This is a genomic window from Hymenobacter oligotrophus (genome assembly GCF_003574965.1).
Taxonomy (GTDB): Bacteria; Bacteroidota; Bacteroidia; order Cytophagales; family Hymenobacteraceae; genus Solirubrum; species Solirubrum oligotrophum.
In genome coordinates this window covers 1,803,774-1,823,762 of the sequence record NZ_CP032317.1, presented here as the reverse complement: position 1 = coordinate 1,823,762, position 19,989 = coordinate 1,803,774, and the positions used below count along the sequence as shown (strand labels likewise).

The following is a 19,989-nucleotide window of genomic DNA, read 5'->3' as shown; positions in this document are numbered from 1 at the left end:
AGCCTCCTGCTAATGACGGCTTTAACGGTATTCGCGTCGGTGCGGCAGGCCAACCGCCCCGTGGGTTCGGTAATTGTTTCGATCGGCAACGAATTCAATAATTTCTTCATCAGCGAACAGCAAGTGACGGCACTGCTCACGCGCAACGGAAATCAGCAGTTGGAAGGCGCCGAGCCGCAGGAGCTCGACCTGCGCGCGTTGGAGGGGCGTTTGAAAACCCACCCGTTTGTGAAGGATGCCCAAGTGTACCGCGACCTAGGCGGCAACTTGCACGCCGATGTGCGCCAGAACCGTCCCATTGCCCGCCTCGTGCACCCCAATGCCGACCAAGACCTATATGTGGACGCCGACGGCCAAACGCTGCCGCTCTCGACCCTGTATTCGGCGCGCGTGGTGCCCATTGCGCGCGTGGGCGGTGCGCCGTTGAGCAGCGGGTTTTTCCGCGACTCGACAGGACGCCGTTACCTGGAGTTTTTGCGTTACATCGACGAGCATCCCTTCTGGCGTGCGCAGGTGGCCGAAGTATTTGTGTCGGTCAACGGCAAGCTCACGTTTACCCAGCAAGTAGGCGACCAACGCGTAGAATTTGGATATCCTGAGAATATTTCGGAAAAATTCGCGAAACTCATGGTATTTTACCGCCAAATTCCGCCAGCTTTAGGATGGGATACGTACCACCGGGTTAATGTGGAATTTCAGAATCAAATTATTTGCGAATAAAAGGCCGTTGAAACTATCTGATTTTCCGGCATTTTGCTTTCTCCCGACCCTCAACACCGCTTTTACCCGCCAGCCATTACGTCCATGCAGCACGATAAAATTGTAGTAGGTCTTGACATTGGCACCACCAAAATTTGCGCTTTGGTGGGCCGTAAAAACGAATACGGCAAACTCGAAATTCTCGGCATGGGTAAAGCCGTGTCGGAGGGTGTAGTGCGTGGTATTGTTTCGAATATCGACAAGACCGTTGATGCAATTAAACGTGCTATTCGGCAGGCCGAAGAACAGTCCGGAATTAACATCGGAATTGTAAACGTTGGCATTGCCGGTCAGCATATCAAGTCGCTGCAACACAACGGCTCCATTACGCGTGCGTCGGCCGATAGCGAGATTACGCAGGAAGACGTGATGCGCCTGACCAACGACATGTACCGGTTGGTAACGCCGCCCGGCTCCGAAATCATCCACGTAATGCCTCAGGATTACAAGGTTGATTACGAGGAGAACATCATGGACCCGGTGGGTATGTCGGGCGTGCGCCTGGAAGGTAACTTCCACATTATCACGGCGCAGAGCACGGCCATCAACAACATCAATAAGTGCGTTACCAAGGCCGGGCTGGAAATCGATAACCTGATTCTGGAGCCGCTGGCGTCGTCGATGTCGGTGCTGTCGGACGAGGAGAAGGAAGCAGGTGTGGCCCTGATCGATATCGGCGGCGGCACCACCGATCTGGCCATTTTCAAAGACGGCATTATTCGCCACGCGGCCGTGCTGCCGTTTGGGGGCAACATCATCACTTCCGACATTAAGCAAGGCTGCTTGGTAATGCAAAACCAGGCCGAGCAACTGAAGGTGAAATTTGGCAAAGCCATTGCTGAAGAAGCCTCGGAGTACGAAATCGTGAGCATTCCGGGACTGCGCGACCGGGCGCCGAAGGAAATCAGCCTGAAAAACCTGGCTTACATCATCGAGGCCCGCATGGAGGAAATTCTGGAGCTGGTGTACGCCGAAATTCAGCGCACCGGTTTCGAGAAAAGCCTGGCGGCGGGCATTGTGCTGACGGGTGGCGGCTCGCAGCTTCAAAACTTGGTGCAGCTGACCGAGTACATCACCGGCATGGATACCCGCATTGGCTACCCCAACGAACACCTAGGCAAGTCGCGCATCGAGGCCGTGAAGTCGCCGATGTACGCTACCACGGTGGGCTTGGTGTTGGCCGGGTACCGCTCTCTCGACGAGCGCGGCTCGCGCCAGCAGTATGACGAGTACACCATGACGCGCCCGCACGAGGCTTCGGCTCGGCAGAACACCACGCCGGCTGCCCAGCCCACCCAGGCTCAACCGCAAGCCAAACAACCGGAGCAGCCCAAGCAGCCGAGCAAGGCCGCCGGTTTCTTCCGCGACATCCTGACCAAGACGAAAGGTTTGTTGATCGACGATTTCGACGATAAACAGTACTAGGGAAGCTGTTAGCTTATAGCTATTAGCTGTCAGTTTCCGAACTTCGCGAAACACAGCCGATGGCTACAGGCCAGCCCCAAAAGCTAACCGCCAACAGCCAACAGCTAACAGCCCATCCTGCCATGGATTTTAAATTTGATATCACACCCCAAAGCAAGTCCATCATCAAGGTGATTGGTGTGGGTGGTGGCGGCTCCAACGCCGTCAACCACATGTACTCGCAGGGGATTAAAGATGTAGAGTTCGTTATCTGCAACACCGATAAGCAGGCGTTGCAGAGCTCATCCGTACCGAACCGCCTGCAAATTGGCGTCGACCTCACGGAAGGCCTAGGTGCTGGCGCCAACCCTGAGCGTGGCAAGCAAGCCGCTATCGAGAGCCGCGAGCAAATTCGGGAGCTGCTGAGCAACGGCACCAAAATGGTGTTTATTACGGCAGGCATGGGCGGTGGCACCGGTACGGGCGCTGCGCCGGTAATTGCCAAAGTTGCCAAAGAGCTGGGTATCCTGACGGTGGGCATCGTGACGGCGCCCTTCATGTTCGAGGGCCGCAAGAAGCGCCAGCAAGCCGAAATGGGTATCCGCGATTTGAGCGACAACTGCGACACGGTGCTGGTTATCCTCAACGACAAGCTGCGCGAGATGTACGGCAATTTGCCCATCCGCTCGGCTTTCGCGAAAGCAGATAATGTGTTGAGCACCGCTGCCAAGTCGATTGCCGAAATCATTACGGTAACGGCCGATGTAAACGTGGACTTTGAAGACGTGAAAACCGTCATGAAGGACTCGGGTGCGGCCGTAATGGGCAGCAGCATTACCGAAGGCGAGAACCGCGCCCGCCGCGCCGCCGAAGAGGCTTTGGCTTCGCCGCTGCTGAACAATACCGACATTCACGGCGCGCAGAAAATCCTGCTCTCCATCATGTCGGGCGACCAGGCCGAGCTGGAGATGGACGAACTCACCGAAATCACCGAGTACATCCAGGCCAAAGCCGGCCAGGATGCCGAGGTTATTTTCGGCCACGGCATCGACGGTACGTTGGGTCAGAGCATCCGCGTAACGGTAATTGCCACGGGCTTTGCCCGTGAAGCGCACAGCATCACCATCATGAACAGCTTGTCGCGCGAAGCCGATTCGGTTTCCAAGTCGGAGCCGGTGGTAGTGCCCGACCCGCAGATCAACCTCTTCGACAAAGACCGCCACGAGCCCGTCGGGATGCGCCCGGTTGTGCCCAATCCTTCGCCGGTGGTGGCACCGCCTGCGCCGGTTGTAGCCACGCCTGTGGCGGCTGTGGAGTACCCGCCCGTAACACCGCCTGCGGCCCCGGAGCCGCCGCAAGCCCGCTTCGACCTAGAGCAGTCGCCTTCACCGTTCGTGCCGCCTGTGGTGTACCCCACGTCTTCGGCCCCCGAGCCGTTGCAGGTGGTGCAACACGTGCCCGCCGCTCCGGCCGAACCGCTGCCGCAAGCCGTGCCCGCTCGCCCGTCGTTGGATGCCCGCGCCGAGGAGCGCCGCCGCCGCCTGATGGAGCTGAGCAACGGCCTCTCGACGGATGCGGTGAAGGAGCAACTGGAAGTGCCCGCTTACTTGCGCCGCCAGGTTAAACTGGAGCCGGTGCAGCCGTCGTCGGAGCGCAACATCTCGCGCTTCAACCTCTCCGATGACAACGAACTGCTCGGCGACAACCGCTTCCTGCACGACAACGTGGACTAGGTGCTGCACCTAGTAAAGCAACGGCCCCGCTGGCATGCCAGCGGGGCCGTTGCTTTTGGGCTTCTTGGTCTTATGGGCAAGCAGCTTACCTAGGGGCCAGGCGCCGAAAACTGCGGGTTGCTGATGAATGTAGAGTCTGTCAGCGTCTTCAAAAAAGCAATGATCTGGCGTTTTTCGGTGGCCGAAAGCATCATGCGGCCCGAGGGGTGGTTGGGGCTGTTGGCGAGGTTTGGGTCGAGGTTGGGGCTGTTGAGTTGCACATGGTCGCTGTAGTGGTCGAGCACCTCCTCCAAGGTTTTGAACCGTCCATCGTGCATGTAGGGGGCCGTAAGAGCGATGTTGCGCAGCGTAGGAGCCTTGAAGCGGCCCATGTCGATGCCGAGGCCCGTTACGCCGCCGCGGCCTGAGTCGGTAAATGTTTGGTCGAGGCCGTTGTTGAAAAAGGTGTTGTAGGGGCCCGAAAACGTGGGCGGCACGTGGCAGTGAAAGCACTCGGCCCCGCGGGTGGTGCCGGTGGCGTGCGAGCGAAACAAGGCAAAGCCTTGCACTTCATCGGGGCTGAACACCGTTGGGTTGGTCAGAAAACGGTCGTACTTCGAGCCAGCCGAAATGAGGGTGCGCTGAAACTGCGCCAGCGCTTTCAGCACGTGCTCTTCGGTGATGGTGGCAGAGCCGAACGCTTTGCGAAACAGCGCCGGGTATGTAGTGGTTTGCTGCAGCTTGCGCACGCCCTCGGCCAACGACTGGTGCATCTCAATTGGGTTTTCGATGGGAATGCGCGCTTGCTGTTCCAGCTCCGAGGCGCCGCCGTCCCACAGTAAGGCCTTTTCCCACAGCACATTGGCCAGCGACATGCTGCTGCGGCGGTTGCGCTGCCCGCCAATACCTAGGGCCAGGGCTTGGTCGTCGGCAAATGCCTTGCTTTGTTGGTGGCACGAGCCGCACGAAACGGTGCCGTTGGCGGAGAGTTGCTTTTCGTAGAACAGAGCCCTGCCCAACGCCACGCCTTCTTCGGTGAGCGGATTGTCGGGCGTTTCGGGGATGCGCGGGAAGCCCCTAGGTGCCGTAAGCTGCAGCGGGGTAGGGGTACCCAAGGGTTCCTCCACATCCTTATCGGGCTTGCAGCCGGCGGCCATCAGCAGCAAACCTGCCCAAAGCAGTTGGCGGTAAATGCGGGGCAGCGCGGCAAGGTGCACAATGCTTGGGCTAAGGGTGGTAGCTGAAATTACGCCTTTTCAGGTGAAGAACCGCGTGCGCGCAGGCTTGGTTCGGGGCAAAAGCTCGTCGGCGCGTAGTCGGCCGCAATTTGTGGCTATGGCATTAAGTTCCAGCCCAGCAACGTCAAAACCACGAAGCCCCGACCAAAATGCACGGGCTCTCGGTAGGCTTGCCAACTAAAGCGGCCTGCGTGCGGGTAACAGCGCGGTTAGCGAGGCTTCGCGAGCTGCGGGTTGTTGAGAAATTGCTCGTCGGTGAGCGTGAGCAGGAAAGCCCGCAAGTCGCTCTTTTGCTGAACTGTAAGCGCAATACCTAGGCGGCCGCCGGGGCGGCGTAGCTGCGGATCGAGGGTAGGCGACTCCACCACGCCGGTGTTATAATGATCGAGCACCTGCTCCAGCGTGCCAAAGCGGCCATCGTGCATGTAGGGCGCCGTGCGGGCCACGTTGCGCAAGCTCGGCACCTTAAACAAGCCCCGGTCGGCGGCGCGGCCGGTAATGTGTGCCCGTCCCGAATCGGCTGCGAAGCCACGGTCGAGGCCGTTGTTGCGAAACGACTCGTCGGTAAACAAATCGGTGGCGTGGCAACCGGCGCAGTTGGCTTTGAACACCAACAGCCCGCGCACCTCTGGGGCCGCCAAGGTGCCGTCGCTTTCGTTGCGCACGTACTGGTCGTAGCGCGAGTTGGCCGAAGTAAAGCCCGCCAGAAACTGGGCCAGCGCTTTCAAAAACTGCTGCGAGCCAATGGGCCCGGCGCCGTACGCCTGGGCAAAGCGCTGGCGGTAGTCGGCATCGGCATTCAGCTTGCGCAGTACGTTGGGCAGCGTTTCGTTCATCTCGGCCGGGTTGGCGAGCGGAGCCAGTGGCAGCATTTCCAGGTGGGCTACGCCGCCGTCCCAGAGCAGCGAACGGCGCCACCGCAGGTTTTGCAGCGCCGGGGTGTTGCGGCTACCCTGGCGGCCGCCCACGCCGAGGCTAAGCGCGTGGCCCGCGTCGGCAAAGGCGTGGGTTTGCTGGTGGCACGAGCCGCACGATACGCTCCCATCGCGCGACAGGCGCGCGTCGTAAAACAGTTTGCGGCCGAGCTCGAACGCGGCGCGGTCGGGTGGATTTTGATCGGGCGCATACGCAGGCGCCGGAAAGCGGCTTGGCAACGCGCTGCCAGGCAACTCCTGTACGGGTTGCCAATCGGCATCGGGCCGGCAGCTGCCCACGAGCAGGCCTGCCAGCGCGGCACTCAACAAAACGGCCACCAAGCGTTGCATAACGGCCCTGGGTTAGTCGGCGTGCACGTGGTCGATGCGAAACATGCCCGCGGCGTAGTTGTTGGCCACCCTTACCGCGGCCGCGCCGCCCATCGTGTTCGAAAGTTCCGCAAACCGAACTGGGTGGGGGCCGCTGAACAGCTTCAGCACATCGGCCTTGTAGTATACCGTTGCGGCTTTGTCGGCGCGTACCTGCAGCAACGCACCCGCGGGCAAGGGCGGCGACACCGTACGGATGGTGTTGTGAGGCGCCCGAAACCCGCCGATATGGAACACGAGCTGCCCGTTGGCCGCCCGCGGCGAAGTGCCTTCCAGCTTCAGGAAAATGTAGCCGGTATTCCACGTCCAGAACATGTCGTTCAACGGATCGAGGGCGCCGGCTTGCGCACCCGATACGTTGCGGGTGCTATCTACGCCGATGGTAAAGCGGATGGCGGTGTAGTTGCCGGTGGGCACCTGCTGCAGCGCAATGGTGCGAGTACTGGTTTGGTCGTGCTTCACCAGGTGGTAGCTTTCGGGTTCGGCCCATTCGCTGCCATCGGCTTTGGTAAGCCTAATGTTGCTGATGTAGTAGTTCAGCTTGCTTACGGTAAACGGGTCGCCGTCGGCGGTGGTGTACGTCTGGCCCAGGGCCAAGGCTTGCGTGCCCACTACGTTCTCGAATTGCAGTTGCAATGTGCCTTTGCTGGGCTGCGCCTTATTTTTGCTGCCGCAGGCCGTAAAAACCAGCGAGGCAATGGCCAGCACCAGGGCGGCAAAAGCAGGAGTTGCGGTACGGAAACGCATATAACCAAGGGCTGTTTGTTACAAATTGCGCGCGGATTACCTAGGGCGCCGTGGGCTGATGGTGTGCTGCCAGAGGCAGATGGCCGGCAATGCTTAATGTAGCACCAATCGGCTACGCTACAACGTTCGAATTATGCTTCTGCGTCTGCTTAATGCCACAAGCAGCTAAGCCGCCCTAGGTATTGCTGGCCACCCAAAGGGCAAAACAACGCGTAGCGGGCCGAGCTCAAAAGAAGGAATACGCGAGTTGGCAACGGCTCCGTGGCAAGGTGTGGTTTCTTAAAACCGGATCAGCTCCTCGGCCTGTTGGCGCAGCAGTTCCTGGAACAACGGGTGCTTTAGTTCGCCCTCAAGCGTAAGGTGTTCCTCGATGTTGGGCAGGCGCACGCGCAACGGCAGCACCGCCGTGCCTAGGTACATCAGTACGTCGGTTAAGTGGGTAAGGGCCAACAAGCCTCCCTGCGTGCCCGACGACAAACCCACTAAGGCTGCTTTTTTGTTGCGAATGCCGCCGGGGTAGGGCAAGCCGTCGATAAACGCTTTCAGTACCCCCGGAAACGAGCAATTGTATTCGGGCACCACAAACACCAGCTTGTCGGCTTGGCTAGCCAAGCCGGCCAAGCGGTTGAACGCGTCGTTGCGGCCGGCGTGCTCGTAGAGCGCGGTCGAAATAAAATCAGCAGGCAACTCGGCCAAGTCGAGCACCTGCGCCTCGGCGTCCAGGCTTTGCAGCGTAGCGGCGTACAGGCTGCTCAGCCGACGCGCCCGCGAACGGGGCCGGTTGGTACCGGCGATAATGGTAATCATTGGGGTAGGGGCCATGCGTGTTGCCGGCCGCAATGCTGCAAGCCCTAGGTAGTGGGGCGAGCCGCATTGCTCGGCAGGTGAGGTAGGGGCAAAAGAAAAGCGAAACGGAGGGCCGTTTCGCTTTTCCGCTTTCGCAGCACTTAACTGCTAAGTGCTACGCAAGGTTATTGGAAGTTGCCTTGGCGTTCAGGAACTCGCGGTTCAGGATGGCAATGTTCTCGAGCGAGATGCCCACTGGGCACTCCGCTGCGCACGAGCCGATGTTTGAGCAAGCGCCGAAGCCTTCCTTGTCCATCTGCGCTACCATGTTCTCCACGCGGGTTTTGCGTTCTACCTGGCCTTGGGGCAACAGCGCGAGCTGCGACACCTTAGCCGATACGAACAGCATAGCCGAAGCATTTTTGCATGCCGCTACGCAAGCACCGCAACCAATGCAGGTAGCGGCGTCGAATGCACGGTCGGCAATGTTCTTCGGAATCGGAATTTCGTTGGCATCGGGTACGCCGCCGGTGTTTACCGACACATAGCCACCGGCCTGAATAATCCGGTCGAAGGCCGAGCGGTCAACGCTCAGGTCTTTGTTCACGGGGAATGCCGCCGCGCGCCAGGGCTCGATAACGATGGTGTCGCCGTCGCTGAACTTGCGCATGTGCAACTGGCAAGTCGTGGTGCCCGGCTCGGGGCCGTGGGCGCGGCCGTTGATGAACAGGTTGCACGAGCCGCAAATGCCCTCGCGGCAGTCGTGGTCGAAAGCAACCGGCTCCTCGCCTTTGTGAAGCAGGTCTTCGTTTAGTACGTCAAGCATTTCCAGGAACGACATTTCCGGCGAAATGTCGCGTACCTGGTAGTCAACCAGATTACCGCCGCTGTTGCGGTTGCGCTGCCGCCACACGCGCAGGGTAAGATTCATGGGTTTGGCATTCGGGTTATTACCGGCCATTTTATTTCTGAGGTATTAGATCTTAGGAACGTAGGTATTAGGGCAGGGAGGGGTACGAATCTAACCCCAAAATCCCTAAGCCCTATAACCTTACTTGTAGCTACGCTGCGTGAGCTTCACGTTTTCGAAGCTGAGGTCTTCCTTGTGAAGTGCTTCGGGCGTGTTGTCGCCCTGGTACTCCCAAGCCGCCACGTACGCGAAGTTGTCGTCGTCGCGAAGGGCTTCGCCTTCGGGCGTCTGGTACTCCTCGCGGAAGTGGCCACCGCAGCTTTCGTCGCGGTTCAAGGCATCGTCAACCATCAGCTCGCCCAGCTCCAGGAAGTCGGCCACGCGGCCGGCGGCTTCCAGCGTCTGGTTCAGCTCTTCGTTAACACCTACTACCTTCAAATCGCTCCAAAACTCCTTGCGCAGTTGCTGAATTGCCTGCTTGGCAAAGCGCAAACCTTCGGCCGTGCGGGCCATGCCGCAGTACTCCCACATGATATGACCTAGGGCCTTGTGGAACTCGGTAGGCGTGCGGTTGCCGTTGATGCTCATGAACTTGGCAATTCGCTCGCGTACCTCGGTTTCGGCCTGCTGGAACGCGGGGTGCTCGGTAGTAACCGGCTTGGGCGGCGTTTGAGCTAAGTAATCACCTAGGGTGTAGGGAATTACAAAGTAACCGTCGGCCAGGCCTTGCATCAGCGCCGAAGCACCCAGGCGGTTGGCACCGTGGTCGGAGAAGTTGCACTCGCCCAGGGCGTACAGGCCCGGTACAGTGGTTTGCAGGTTGTAATCAACCCACAGGCCGCCCATGGTGTAGTGCACCGCGGGGTAAATGCGCATCGGCTGCTGGTAGGGGTCCTCGCCGGTAATCTTCTCGTACATGGCAAACAGGTTGCCGTACTTCGAGCTTACCCAATCGGCACCGTTACGCTTGATGGCGTCGGCGAAATCGAGGTATACGGCAAGGCCTGACTGGCCCACACCGCGGCCTTCGTCGCACATCATTTTGGCGTTGCGCGAGGCTACGTCGCGGGGCACCAGATTACCGAAAGCCGGGTACTTACGCTCCAAGAAGTAGTCACGGTCTTCCTCTGCAATGTCGTTCACGCGGATCTGGCCGGCGCGCAGGCGCTCAGCGGTTTCCTTCGTCTTGGGTACCCACACGCGGCCGTCGTTGCGCAGCGACTCCGACATCAGCGTCAGTTTCGACTGGTAGTCGCCCGACACCGGGATGCAGGTAGGGTGAATTTGCGTGAAGCAAGGGTTGGCGAAGTAAGCACCCTTTTTGTGCGCGCGCCAAGCGGCGGTAGCGTTCGAGTACTTGGCGTTCGTGCTCAGGTAGAACACGTTGCCGTAGCCACCGGTGCACAGCAGCACAGCGTGCGCCGCGTGCGTCTGGATTTCGCCGGTAATCAGGTTGCGCGTCACGATGCCGCGGGCCTGGCCGTCAACCACCACCAGATCGAGCATCTCGGTGCGGGTGTACATCTTCACCTTGCCGTAAGCAATCTGGCGCGAGAGGGCCGAGTAGGCACCGAGCAGCAGCTGCTGGCCGGTTTGGCCGCGGGCGTAAAACGTGCGGCTTACCTGCGCACCCCCGAACGAGCGGTTGGCCAGCAATCCGCCGTACTCGCGGGCAAAGGGTACGCCCTGCGCCACGCATTGGTCGATGATATTTACCGATACCTGCGCCAAGCGGTACACGTTTGCTTCGCGGGCGCGGTAGTCACCGCCTTTCACGGTGTCGTAGAACAAACGGAACACGGAGTCGCCGTCGTTCTGGTAGTTTTTGGCAGCGTTGATACCACCCTGCGCAGCAATGGAGTGCGCGCGGCGGGGCGAATCGTGGAACGAGAAAGCCTTCACGTTGTAGCCCAACTCGGCCAGCGAAGCCGCCGCAGAGGCACCGGCCAAGCCCGTGCCTACCACGATTACGTCGTACTTGCGCTTGTTAGCAGGGTTTACAAGCTTAACGTTGAACTTGTGCTTCTCCCATTTTTCGGCCAAGGGGCCTTCGGGAATCTTAGCTTCCAGTTTCATTAGTTGAGCGCGAGGTTAATGGTGTCCACCAACGGCTTCACGGCCCACACAGGCTGATAGTTGTCGTCGGTCAGAAAGTAGAAGTACAGCGGCATGACGGCGAAGCCCGCCGCTACCAAAATGGCGAAGGCGTACCCGGCGTAGGTAATGGCCGGGGTGTACTTGCGGTGGGTGAGCCCTAGGGTCTGGAAGGCGCTTTTGAAGCCGTGCACCAAGTGAAAGCCCAATGCAATTTGCGCGGCCACGTACAGCACCACGTACCACCACTGCTTAAACGACGAAGCCACCAGCGTGAACAAGTCGTCGTTGTTGTTAATGTCCGGGTCCAGCTCGCCGAAGCGCGCCCGGTAAAAGAAATTGTACAGGTGTACCAGTAGGAAAATCAGGATGATGGTACCCAGCAAACCCATGTTACGCGACTGCCAGGGCGAGTTCTGCTCGTTGTGGTTTACTACGTAGCCCTGGGCACCGCGGGCGGCTTTGTTGCGGGCAGTGAGCATGTAGGTTTCGTAGATGTGAAAAACGAAACCGGCCACCAACACAATTTCCATCACCCGAATGACGGGGTTGGTGCCCATGAAGTGGGAGTAAATGTTGAAAGCAACACCGCCGTCGTTCTTGAACAACTGTAGGTTGCCAACCAAGTGAACGACGAGGAACGAGCACAGGAACAAACCCGTGACGGCCACGACGATTTTGCGGCCAATGCTGCTGGTAAGCGCTTTGCTAAGCCAACTCATAGGGGAACGAAAGGGTGAGAAAATGGGGGGTTGTACCGGTCAAAGGTACTGCCCGACCCGCTACGAAACAATGTAACCTAAGCCGAACAGTAATTAAGCTCGGAAGCAGGCCAAACCACCTAGGCTGTTGAACCGTTACACTCATCGTACCATTTTAGTAACCCAACTAGTATGGTTTTTGTTAGGTTGATCAAGGAATTTTCCGCATCTTCTTCGCTTCTCGCCGACGCTTCTAACGGATTAGCTATATGACGCTTCCGCTACTTAATTGCCGGGCTTCTCGTGGGCTCGCCACATTCCTGACGCTCGTTGCGCTGTGGCTGGTTGCCGGGCAGGCAATGGCCACGCACATTCGGGCCGGCGACATCCAGGCCCGCGCCGACCCTAACAACCCGCTGCGCATCATTTTTCAGATGATCATCTACACCGACTCCCGCTCGCAGGCGTCGGCCGATGAAACCGAAACGATATTTTATGGAGATGGTACCACGAGTGGCGTAAATGCCATTACGGTATCCAGCCGTACCAATATTGGCAACGACATTCTGCGCAACGTTTACAATTTCGAGCATACCTATAATGCACCGGGTAGCTACTTTGTAAGCTTCATTGGTGAGAACCGGGCCACCGGCATCCGGAACATGCAGGCCTCGGATGCGCAAAATTTCTACATCCACACCCGCATCACCATCGACCCCATTTTGGGGGCCAACAGTTCGCCGGTGCTTAATGCGCCGGCCGTCGATCGGGCCACGGCTTCGCAGGTGTTTTTGCACAACCCCGCCGCCTCCGACCCCGACGGCGACTCGCTTTCGTACCGCTTGGTGGTGTGCCAGCGCGAGCCCCGCGGTGTGGTAGGCATTACCACGGCTACCACCAACCGCAACCGGCCTCAGCCAACGCCCGTGCCCGGCTATGCCTACCCCAACGAGCAAAGTGTGTCGCCGGGCGGAGTGCAGGTGCGCTACTCCGGGCCGCCTGCGGCGCAGGAGGGAGAGCCGGCCATTTTGGTGATTGACCCCCGCACCGGCCAATTGGTTTGGAACGCGCCCAGCCCGCGCGGCCTCGGCGATTACAACGTGGCCTTTATTGTAACGGAGTGGCGCCGCGACGCCAACGGCGGCCGCCGCATCATCGGCGAGGTAATTCGCGACATGCAGATTACGGTAGTTGCCTCCAACAACCAGCGCCCCACCGTGTTTGTGCCGCGCGATACCTGCGTAATTGCCGGCGCCACCATTACGCGCACCATCACCGGCACCGACCCCGACAACCACACCATGCAGCTGCAGGCGTTCGGCGGGATTTTTCCGCCCGCTACGTTTCGGCAAACCATTAGCCGGCCCGGCTACGTGGCCGGCACCTTCCAATGGACCACTAGCTGCTCCGATGTTGCCTCCGACCCCACGCAGGTAGTATTTAAGGTGCAGGACCAGCCGCCGGGAGCTATTTCGCCGCTGATCGACGAGCGGCCTTGGCGCATCACGGTGGTAGGGCCGCCGCCGGCCAACCTAGCAGGCAGGCCGCAGGGCGGCTCCGTTGTGCTCAACTGGGACCGGTACATCTGCAGCAATGCTTCGCGCATTCTCATCTTCCGCAAGGAGAATACTTCATCGTTCCGGCCCGGGCCTTGCGAAACCGGCATACCGGCCAGCGCCGGCTATACCCAAATTGGCTCGGTGGCCAGCAACGTGGTTTCCTTTACCGACGACAACGCTGGCCGCGGCCTGGAGCGGGGCAAAACCTACTGCTACCGCATCTACGCCGAGTTTCCGCGCCCGGCAGGCGGGGCCAGCATTGCCTCGCAGGAAGTTTGTGTAAAGCTGGAAGGAAGAGCGGCGTTGTTCACCAACGTTACCGTCGACCGCACCGAAGTAGCCAACGGCCAGATTACCGTGAAGTGGACCAAGCCGGCCAGCTCGTCGGGCTTCAACCCGCCGGTGGGCTACCGCTTGTTCCGCGGCGAGGGCCAGAACCCGGCCACCGGCAGCTACACGCTGGTAAGCACCATCAACAACCTGAACGACACGGTGTATGTAGACAGCGGCCTCGACACCGAGACCAAAGCCTTCACGTACCGGCTCGAGTTCTTCAGCAACGTTTCGACGCAGCCCAACTCCGCGGCCATCGTCGAGAATGCGGGGCCGGCTAGCAGCGTGCGCCTCAACGGCGTGGCCAATGCCGTAGGCAACAGCATTAAGCTGAACTGGACGTACAACGTGCCCTGGGACAACAGCCAGCAACGCACGCGCATTTACCGCCGCAACCCGGGCGCTACGGCCTTTACGCTTATTGCCGACACCGTGGTAACGCGCACCGGCGGCACTTTTACCGACCGTGGCACCACGGCCCAGCCGCTGCGCAAAAACCAGACGTACTGCTACTACGTGGAAACCGTGGGTACCTACGGGGCGCCCAACTTGCCCAGCAACCTCATCAACAAAAGCCAGGTTCGGTGCGTGGCGCTGGCCTCCATTCCGTGCCCGCCGGTGCTTACGCTGCGGCCCATCAACTGCGACAGCGTAGCGGCCACTTTGCCCCGCGGTGGGCAGGCCCGCTACAACAACTACCTGCGCTGGACGCTGGGTAATACCCCGGCCGACTGCGGCCGCAACATTGCCTTCTACCGCGTGCTGTTCCGGCCCACCGAAGAGGGCGAGTTTTCCGAAATCGGGCGCACGCCGGTGCAAAGCTTTGTGCACCGCAACCTAGCCTCGGCGGCGGGCTGCTACGCAGTAATTGCCGTCGACTCGGCTGGTACCTCGAGCGCGCAAAGCAACATCGAGTGCCAGGACAACTGCCAGATTTTTGTGCTGCCGAACATCTTCACGCCCAACGGCGACGGCCGCAACGACACGTTCAAGCCCATCTTCGCCAGCCCGGTAACCCGTGCCAAGGTGCAGATCTTTAACCGTTGGGGCGCGAAGGTGTACGAAGGCAATGCCTCGAGCGACCTAACCTTGTGGAACGGCGGCGGCGGCCGCGGCAACGAAGGCGGCGACACCGGGGCACGCGCCTCGGCCGGCACTTACTACTACCTGCTCGAGGTGGAGTTTGCCGACCTCAAGCGCACCACCCGCACGTTTAAAGGCTGGGTAGAGCTGATGCGCTAACGACCTTTAGCGAGTATTCCAGAAACGGGCTGCCGATTATCGGCAGCCCGTTTTTTGTGCTGGCCCTAGGTGCCCCGGGCGCACGTGCGAAGCAGGCAGCCGAGCAAGCCCCGCGCCGCACCGGCCCTAGGTGCCGCGGGCAAAACCGCGCCCCGGCACCCAGGGCCGCCCTATGGGTTTTGCGCATAAGGCCCTGATTGCGCACCTTGCGGCCTGTTTAGCCGCTGCTAAACCGGGCCGCGCGCCCGCCACCGTTTCTTCCATCGCATTTCCCTCTTGATGAAAGCAGTAGTATTCCCCGGCCAGGGCAGCCAGTTTACGGGCATGGGCCGCGAGCTTTTCGAGCAAAACGCCGAGGCCAAGCGCCTGATGCTGCAAGCCAACGAAATTCTGGGCTTCTCGCTCACGGATATCATGTTTGCGGGTTCCGACGAAGACCTGCGCCGCACCGACGTAACGCAGCCGGCCATCTTTGTGCACTCGGTGGCGCAGTTTGTGGCCACGCCCGGCTTGCAGCCCGATATGGTAGCCGGCCACTCCCTAGGTGAGTTTTCGGCGCTGGTAGCGGCGGGGGTGCTGCAGTTTGAAGACGCGCTGCAACTGGTAGCCCGCCGTGCCCAAGCCATGCAAGCGGCCTGCGAAGAGCAGCCCGGCACCATGGCCGCCATCCTGGGCCTCGACGATGCCGCGGTGGAGCGCATCTGCCAGGAAATCACGCAGGGCGGCAACGTGGTGGTAGCGGCCAACTACAACTGCCCCGGCCAGCTGGTAATCAGCGGCTCGAAACTGGGCATCGAGCAGGCTTGCGAAGCCCTGAAGGCCGCCGGCGCCAAGCGCGCTCTGCCGCTGCCGGTGGGCGGGGCCTTCCACTCGCCGCTGATGCAATCGGCGGAGGCGGCGCTGGCCGAAGCCATTGGCCGTACCACCTTCAGTGCGGGCCGTTGCGCCGTGTACCAGAACGTAGACGCTGCCCCGCACACCAACCCCGACGAAATTCGCCAGAACCTGATCAGCCAACTCACCGCTCCGGTGCGCTGGACGCAGTCGGTGCAGCGCATGACGCAGGACGGCGCCGCCGAGTTTGTGGAGTGCGGCCCCGGCAAGGTGCTGCAAGGCTTGGTGAAAAAGATTTCGCCGCAGGCCGCTACCGCTTCGGCTCAGTAAGCTTTCGATTACAGCAAGAGCCGGCCCGCCGCCGGCTCTTTTGCTTTTTGCCCTAGGTGCATGCAGCAGCCACAGCTGACGAGGGGTAGTGCCGGAAGGCTCGTGATTGGCTTGCTGGCAGCGGGCTGGTTGCTGGGCCTGTTTGCCTATGCCTACTGGCCCGGCCCCGGCACCACCTCCGACTCGCGTTACTACATATCGGCAGCCCGCAGCTTTGCCGCGCAAGGCCGCCTGCTAAACCCCGATGGCTCGGCGTATTGCTGGTGGGGCCCGTTGTACCCCGTGCTGCTGGCGCCCGGCGTGGGCCACCTAAAAAATTGGGTGGGCGTGCTGAATGGCCTGAGCTTACTGGGCTGCCTAGGTGCTTGGAGCTGGTTGGGCTGGCAGGTGGTGCCTAAGCGCGCAGTGACTGTGGTTTTTACACTGGCATTGGCTTGCGCCACGCCCTGGCTGGCCACGGCCAAGTTTGTGTGGTCGGAACCGGTATTTGGCTTGCTGTTTGGGCTGTACGTGGTTTCTCTGCACCAATACCTGCAGCACAATGGTCCTAGGTGGTTGTTGGCCGCTACCGTGCTGGGGGTGCTGCTGCCGCTGCAGCGCACCTCGGGGTTGTTTCTGCTGGTGGGCATGGGCCTCGGCTTGTTGCTGGCTTACCCCAATGCTTGGAAGCGCCGGCGGCCGGCCTTGCTGCTGCACGGTGCAGCCTGCGGCTTAGCGGCTTTGGCTTGGCTGATTTACGCCCGGATAGTAGCGCCGTACCCCGAGTTTTACCGCAACAAAGGCTGGCAAGGCATGCGCGAAGCCTTGGCCGACTACGGCTACGTACTAGTGCGTTGGATGGTGCCGGTGCACCAAGCCGAGTGGCCCAAACATTGGGTGTTTCTGGTGCTTTTGCTCGGGGCGCTGGCGGGCTTGCTGTACCTGGGTTGGCAGCAAAGCCACCGGTTGGTGCGGCAGCTGAGCGTTGCCGTAGTCGTTTACTTGCTCATTCACATAGCAACCACCGTGGCCAGCCGCAGCGCGGGCAACGTGTACGATGTGGAGCGTTACTGCGCCGTGGTGTACGGCCCGGTGCTGCTGGTGCTGGCCACGGTAGTTTGCGGAGTGGCCGCCCGCCGGCGTTGGGTGGTGTGGCTGCTGGCCCTGTGGCTGGTATACCCGGCCGCGCGTATGATTCGGGTGGCGCATTTTTGCCGCATGCGGCCGGTGCAGCCGTTGGAGGCCCCGCACCAAACCAGCCGGCCGGCGCCCTAGTTTACATATCGCCCATCCACTGCTCCACGGGCAATTTATCGGGGCAGTCGGCAAGCAAATCGGCTACGCTTTTGTGCAGCTCGGGGTGCACGTAGGTGGTGGCAATGTCGCTCAAGGGGGCCAGCACGAACATGCGTTCGGGCAGGCGCGGGTGCGGGATGGTAAGGCGCTCGGTGTGCAGCACCACATCGTCGAAGAAAAGGATATCGACATCGAGGGTGCGCGGGCCCCAAGGCTCCAGCCGCTCGCGGCCAAACGCCTGCTCCACTTGCTGGCAGGCATCAAGCAACTGCTCGGGCCCGAGGTCGGTGTTCAGCAAGATGGCTTGGTTCAGGAAAGCGGGCTGGCCTTGGTTGCCCCAGGCGGCGGTTTCGTACACGCCCGATACCGACACAATTTTGCCGGCTTTGGCGGCCAGTGCCACTAGGGCGCGGTGCAGGGTAGCAACCCGGTCGCCCAGGTTCGAGCCGAGCAGGAGGTAGGCGTTGTGCTTGTGGTTCATGGCCTAGGAGGCTTGGCGCTGAAAAAAGGCAACGGTGCGTTCGGCGGCTTCGTGGGCAGGCTCGGGGAGGTGTTCGGCATCCCAGGGGTGCGCGCCGCCAAACATATGCCCCGCGCCGGGCAATATTACCAGCTCGGTGTCGGGTTTCCAGCGGGGCACCTCGTGCGCTTTTTGTACGGGCAAGGTCTCGTCTTGGTCGCCATGAATCACGAGCAGCGGCTGGCGCAGCTTGCGGCGCACGTTGTGCGGAATATCGAGGCGCAAGCGGTTGGTATGGAAATCTTCCACAATCTGGAAATACAGCGGCAATTGCTGCTTGGTGCGCGCGTTTTCGACGTGGATGACGCCCGCTTGCTGCCACTGTTGCATCATGGGCTCGGGCCAGCCGGGGTTTACGTTGGTAATGGGCGCCCACGCCGCCACGGCCTTCACGCGTTTGTCTTCAGCTCCTTTCAGCATTACCAACCCGCCGCCGCGGCTGTGACCCGCAAGGTACAAGCGCCCTAGGTCCATTTCGGTGGGCGGAACGGGGGCAGCGCCGGGGTGGTGCAGGGCATCGAGCAGGCAGCCGATATCATCGAGCTCGATGCTGAAGTTGTTGCGGCCGAAGGCGTCGAGGTCTTCCAGGTCGCCGGTGCCGCCAATTACCACGCCGTTGTGCGATAAATCGAGCTTCACGAACACAAAGCCGCGTTGGGCAAAGTAATCGGCCAGCACGTTGAAGTGGCCCCACTCTTTGAAGCCTTTGAAGCCATGCACAAACACCACCACCGGCTTGGGTTTACCGTCGGGCACAAAGCGGGCATCGGCGGCAAACGGCCGCGCGTGATGCGCGGGCGTCAGTACAAAATCGAGGCGGGTGAGGGTTGCGGCAGCAGGCATGGCACAGAAAGCAATGGGGCTCGGAAGCCCGACAGTGAGGGGTTACAGCAGAAGGTACGTAACCAACAACAGAAACGGCCGATAGGCTTTTGCCAAAAGCCAGAAAAAACCGCGCCTGCTAAGCTGCAGCGCTGCCCCGGCCCAGCCGCTAGGGCGGAGCTGCGGTGCCATTGGTAGTTGTGGCAGGCTTGGTGTTTTCGGCAGGGGCGTTGGCAGTAAGCACCTTACAACGCGGTGCCTCCATTGAGGGCGCCGGTAACGGTGGCAGTCAGGTGGTTTAAACCGCAGGTGGTTGGTTGGTGGTTGTTGGCTTAAACTACGCTTCCGCCGTATTCTGCCCGACCCTTCCGCTTAAAAACTGCCGCCGCGTGCGTATCATTGCGCGCCCAACCACCGCATGAGATATACGCTGGACGATATACAGGCCCCGATAGCGGCCGAAATGCAGGAATTTGAAACCAAATTCCGCCAGTCCATGCAAACGCGGGTGATGCTGCTTGATAAAATCATGGGCTACATCATCAAGCGCAAAGGCAAGCAGCTGCGGCCCATGTTCGTGTTCCTGACGGCCCACACCGTTAGCGCCGACCCCACCGCGCCGCTGCCCGAAGCTTCCTTTCGCGGGGCGGCCCTAATCGAGCTGCTGCACACGGCCACGCTGGTGCACGACGACGTGGTAGATGATTCGAACTACCGCCGCGGCTTCTTCTCCATCAACGCCCTCTGGAAGAACAAGATTGCCGTGCTCGTGGGCGACTACCTGCTCTCGCGCGGCATGGCCCTGGCCCTGGAGAACGACGATTTTGACTTGCTCAAGATCGTGAACAATGCCGTGCGCGAGCTGAGCGAAGGCGAACTGCTGCAGATCGAAAAAGCGCGCCGCCTCGACATCACCGAGGACGTGTACTTCGATATCATCCGGCAGAAAACGGCTTCGCTGATTGCCTCCTGCACGGCCGTGGGCGCTTCGTCGGCCGGCGCCGACAAAGCCACCGTGGAGCGTGCCCGCCTGTTCGGCGAAAAAGTGGGCATGGCGTTCCAGATCAAGGACGACTTGTTTGACTACGGCACCGCCGAAATCGGCAAGCCCGTGGGCATCGATATCAAGGAGAAGAAGATGACGCTGCCGCTTATTCACGCCCTGCGCGAGGCCTCGTGGCTGCAAAAGCGGCGCATCATTTACAACGTGCAAAACAACGACGGCCGCTCCGACCGTGTGCAGTCGGTTATCGAGTTCGTGAAGAAATCGGGCGGCCTGGATTACGCCATCGAGTGCATGACGCGCTTCCGCGACGAGGCCCTCGAAATCCTGAACACCTTTCCGGAGTCGCCGGCCCGTACCTCGTTGGCGCAGCTGATCGACTACACCATCGAGCGCGAAAAATAGGGCGCCTAATA

The 19,989-nt window shown here is 60.5% G+C and carries 16 protein-coding genes; 7 read left to right on the top strand and 9 right to left on the bottom strand.

What is annotated here, in order from left to right; all coding sequences use genetic code 11:
• Positions 1-12: 12 nt before the first annotated feature.
• The 3 genes from D3Y59_RS07785 to ftsZ all read left to right on the top strand — a co-directional run bounded on the left by D3Y59_RS07785 (position 13) and on the right by ftsZ (position 3,896).
• Positions 13-720 (top strand): cell division protein FtsQ/DivIB, encoded by a 708-nt coding sequence (locus D3Y59_RS07785; RefSeq protein ID WP_240410568.1) that lies wholly within the window; start codon positions 13-15, stop codon positions 718-720.
• 84 nt (positions 721-804) lie between these two features.
• Positions 805-2,184 carry a cell division protein FtsA gene (ftsA, locus tag D3Y59_RS07780; RefSeq protein WP_119444544.1) on the top strand — a complete coding sequence of 460 codons (1,380 nt, stop codon included), beginning with the start codon at positions 805-807 and terminating at the stop codon, positions 2,182-2,184.
• A 122-nt stretch (positions 2,185-2,306) separates the two neighbouring features.
• Positions 2,307-3,896 carry a cell division protein FtsZ gene (ftsZ, locus tag D3Y59_RS07775; RefSeq protein WP_119446375.1) on the top strand — a complete coding sequence of 530 codons (1,590 nt, stop codon included), beginning with the start codon at positions 2,307-2,309 and terminating at the stop codon, positions 3,894-3,896.
• A gap of 89 nt (positions 3,897-3,985) precedes the next feature.
• On the opposite strand, the gene D3Y59_RS07770 is transcribed toward ftsZ, so the two are convergent.
• The 7 genes from D3Y59_RS07770 to D3Y59_RS07740 form a co-directional block, all read right to left on the bottom strand.
• Entirely contained in the window at positions 3,986-5,092 is a 1,107-nt protein-coding gene (locus D3Y59_RS07770; protein ID WP_119444543.1) for a cytochrome-c peroxidase, read from the bottom strand.
• 230 nt (positions 5,093-5,322) lie between these two features.
• Entirely contained in the window at positions 5,323-6,378 is a 1,056-nt protein-coding gene (locus D3Y59_RS07765; protein ID WP_119444542.1) for a cytochrome-c peroxidase, read from the bottom strand.
• Between the two features lie 12 nt (positions 6,379-6,390).
• Positions 6,391-7,164, bottom strand: coding sequence for an MbnP family protein (locus tag D3Y59_RS07760; RefSeq protein WP_119444541.1), 774 nt, complete (start codon positions 7,162-7,164; stop codon positions 6,391-6,393).
• A 279-nt stretch (positions 7,165-7,443) separates the two neighbouring features.
• Positions 7,444-7,971: an NADPH-dependent FMN reductase gene (locus D3Y59_RS07755; RefSeq protein ID WP_119444540.1), complete on the bottom strand. Its 528-nt coding sequence runs from the start codon at positions 7,969-7,971 to the stop codon at positions 7,444-7,446.
• Positions 7,972-8,125: 154 nt separating this feature from the next.
• A complete protein-coding gene (locus D3Y59_RS07750; RefSeq protein WP_119444539.1) occupies positions 8,126-8,881 on the bottom strand; it encodes a succinate dehydrogenase/fumarate reductase iron-sulfur subunit in 756 nt (251 codons plus the stop codon).
• A gap of 120 nt (positions 8,882-9,001) precedes the next feature.
• Complete coding sequence (locus D3Y59_RS07745) at positions 9,002-10,936, bottom strand: fumarate reductase/succinate dehydrogenase flavoprotein subunit (protein ID WP_119444538.1); 1,935 nt, start codon at positions 10,934-10,936, stop codon at positions 9,002-9,004.
• Positions 10,936-11,676, bottom strand: coding sequence for a succinate dehydrogenase cytochrome b subunit (locus D3Y59_RS07740; RefSeq protein ID WP_119444537.1), 741 nt, complete (start codon positions 11,674-11,676; stop codon positions 10,936-10,938). Before D3Y59_RS07740 ends, D3Y59_RS07745 begins: the two co-directional genes overlap by 1 nt.
• A 248-nt stretch (positions 11,677-11,924) precedes the next feature.
• Here D3Y59_RS07740 and D3Y59_RS07735 point away from each other — a divergent pair, with 248 nt between their 5' ends.
• The 3 genes from D3Y59_RS07735 to D3Y59_RS07725 all read left to right on the top strand — a co-directional run bounded on the left by D3Y59_RS07735 (position 11,925) and on the right by D3Y59_RS07725 (position 17,207).
• On the top strand, positions 11,925-14,789 hold the full coding sequence (locus tag D3Y59_RS07735) for a T9SS type B sorting domain-containing protein (RefSeq protein WP_119444536.1): 2,865 nt from the start codon (positions 11,925-11,927) through the stop codon (positions 14,787-14,789).
• 279 nt (positions 14,790-15,068) lie between these two features.
• A complete protein-coding gene (gene fabD / locus D3Y59_RS07730) occupies positions 15,069-15,953 on the top strand; it encodes an ACP S-malonyltransferase (RefSeq protein ID WP_119444535.1) in 885 nt (294 codons plus the stop codon).
• A 102-nt stretch (positions 15,954-16,055) separates the two neighbouring features.
• Positions 16,056-17,207, top strand: coding sequence for a hypothetical protein (locus tag D3Y59_RS07725; RefSeq protein WP_119444534.1), 1,152 nt, complete (start codon positions 16,056-16,058; stop codon positions 17,205-17,207).
• A 1-nt stretch (position 17,208) separates the two neighbouring features.
• On the opposite strand, the gene folK is transcribed toward D3Y59_RS07725, so the two are convergent.
• Complete coding sequence (folK, locus tag D3Y59_RS07720) at positions 17,209-17,709, bottom strand: 2-amino-4-hydroxy-6-hydroxymethyldihydropteridine diphosphokinase (protein WP_119444533.1); 501 nt, start codon at positions 17,707-17,709, stop codon at positions 17,209-17,211.
• Between the two features lie 3 nt (positions 17,710-17,712).
• The gene (locus tag D3Y59_RS07715; protein WP_119444532.1) at positions 17,713-18,591 is read right to left on the bottom strand and encodes an alpha/beta hydrolase family protein; all 879 of its coding nucleotides are present in this window, start codon (positions 18,589-18,591) and stop codon (positions 17,713-17,715) included.
• Between the two features lie 397 nt (positions 18,592-18,988).
• On the opposite strand from D3Y59_RS07715, the gene D3Y59_RS07710 reads away from it, so the two are divergent.
• Positions 18,989-19,978: a polyprenyl synthetase family protein gene (locus D3Y59_RS07710; RefSeq protein WP_119444531.1), complete on the top strand. Its 990-nt coding sequence runs from the start codon at positions 18,989-18,991 to the stop codon at positions 19,976-19,978.
• Positions 19,979-19,989: the final 11 nt, after the last annotated feature.

Excerpts from the sequence above, each read along its gene's own strand:
- D3Y59_RS07750 (WP_119444539.1), bottom strand. The coding sequence starts at position 8,881 with ATGAATCTTACCCTGCGCGTGTGGCGGCAGCGCAACCGCAACAGCGGC.
- ftsZ (WP_119446375.1), top strand. The coding sequence starts at position 2,307 with ATGGATTTTAAATTTGATATCACACCCCAAAGCAAGTCCATCATCAAG.
- D3Y59_RS07755 (WP_119444540.1), bottom strand. The coding sequence starts at position 7,971 with ATGATTACCATTATCGCCGGTACCAACCGGCCCCGTTCGCGGGCGCGT.
- D3Y59_RS07715 (WP_119444532.1), bottom strand. The coding sequence starts at position 18,591 with ATGCCTGCTGCCGCAACCCTCACCCGCCTCGATTTTGTACTGACGCCC.
- D3Y59_RS07760 (WP_119444541.1), bottom strand. The coding sequence starts at position 7,164 with ATGCGTTTCCGTACCGCAACTCCTGCTTTTGCCGCCCTGGTGCTGGCC.
- D3Y59_RS07740 (WP_119444537.1), bottom strand. The coding sequence starts at position 11,676 with ATGAGTTGGCTTAGCAAAGCGCTTACCAGCAGCATTGGCCGCAAAATC.
- D3Y59_RS07710 (WP_119444531.1), top strand. The coding sequence starts at position 18,989 with ATGAGATATACGCTGGACGATATACAGGCCCCGATAGCGGCCGAAATG.
- ftsA (WP_119444544.1), top strand. The coding sequence starts at position 805 with ATGCAGCACGATAAAATTGTAGTAGGTCTTGACATTGGCACCACCAAA.
- D3Y59_RS07745 (WP_119444538.1), bottom strand. The coding sequence starts at position 10,936 with ATGAAACTGGAAGCTAAGATTCCCGAAGGCCCCTTGGCCGAAAAATGG.
- fabD (WP_119444535.1), top strand. The coding sequence starts at position 15,069 with ATGAAAGCAGTAGTATTCCCCGGCCAGGGCAGCCAGTTTACGGGCATG.
- D3Y59_RS07765 (WP_119444542.1), bottom strand. The coding sequence starts at position 6,378 with ATGCAACGCTTGGTGGCCGTTTTGTTGAGTGCCGCGCTGGCAGGCCTG.
- D3Y59_RS07785 (WP_240410568.1), top strand. The coding sequence starts at position 13 with ATGACGGCTTTAACGGTATTCGCGTCGGTGCGGCAGGCCAACCGCCCC.
- folK (WP_119444533.1), bottom strand. The coding sequence starts at position 17,709 with ATGAACCACAAGCACAACGCCTACCTCCTGCTCGGCTCGAACCTGGGC.
- D3Y59_RS07735 (WP_119444536.1), top strand. The coding sequence starts at position 11,925 with ATGACGCTTCCGCTACTTAATTGCCGGGCTTCTCGTGGGCTCGCCACA.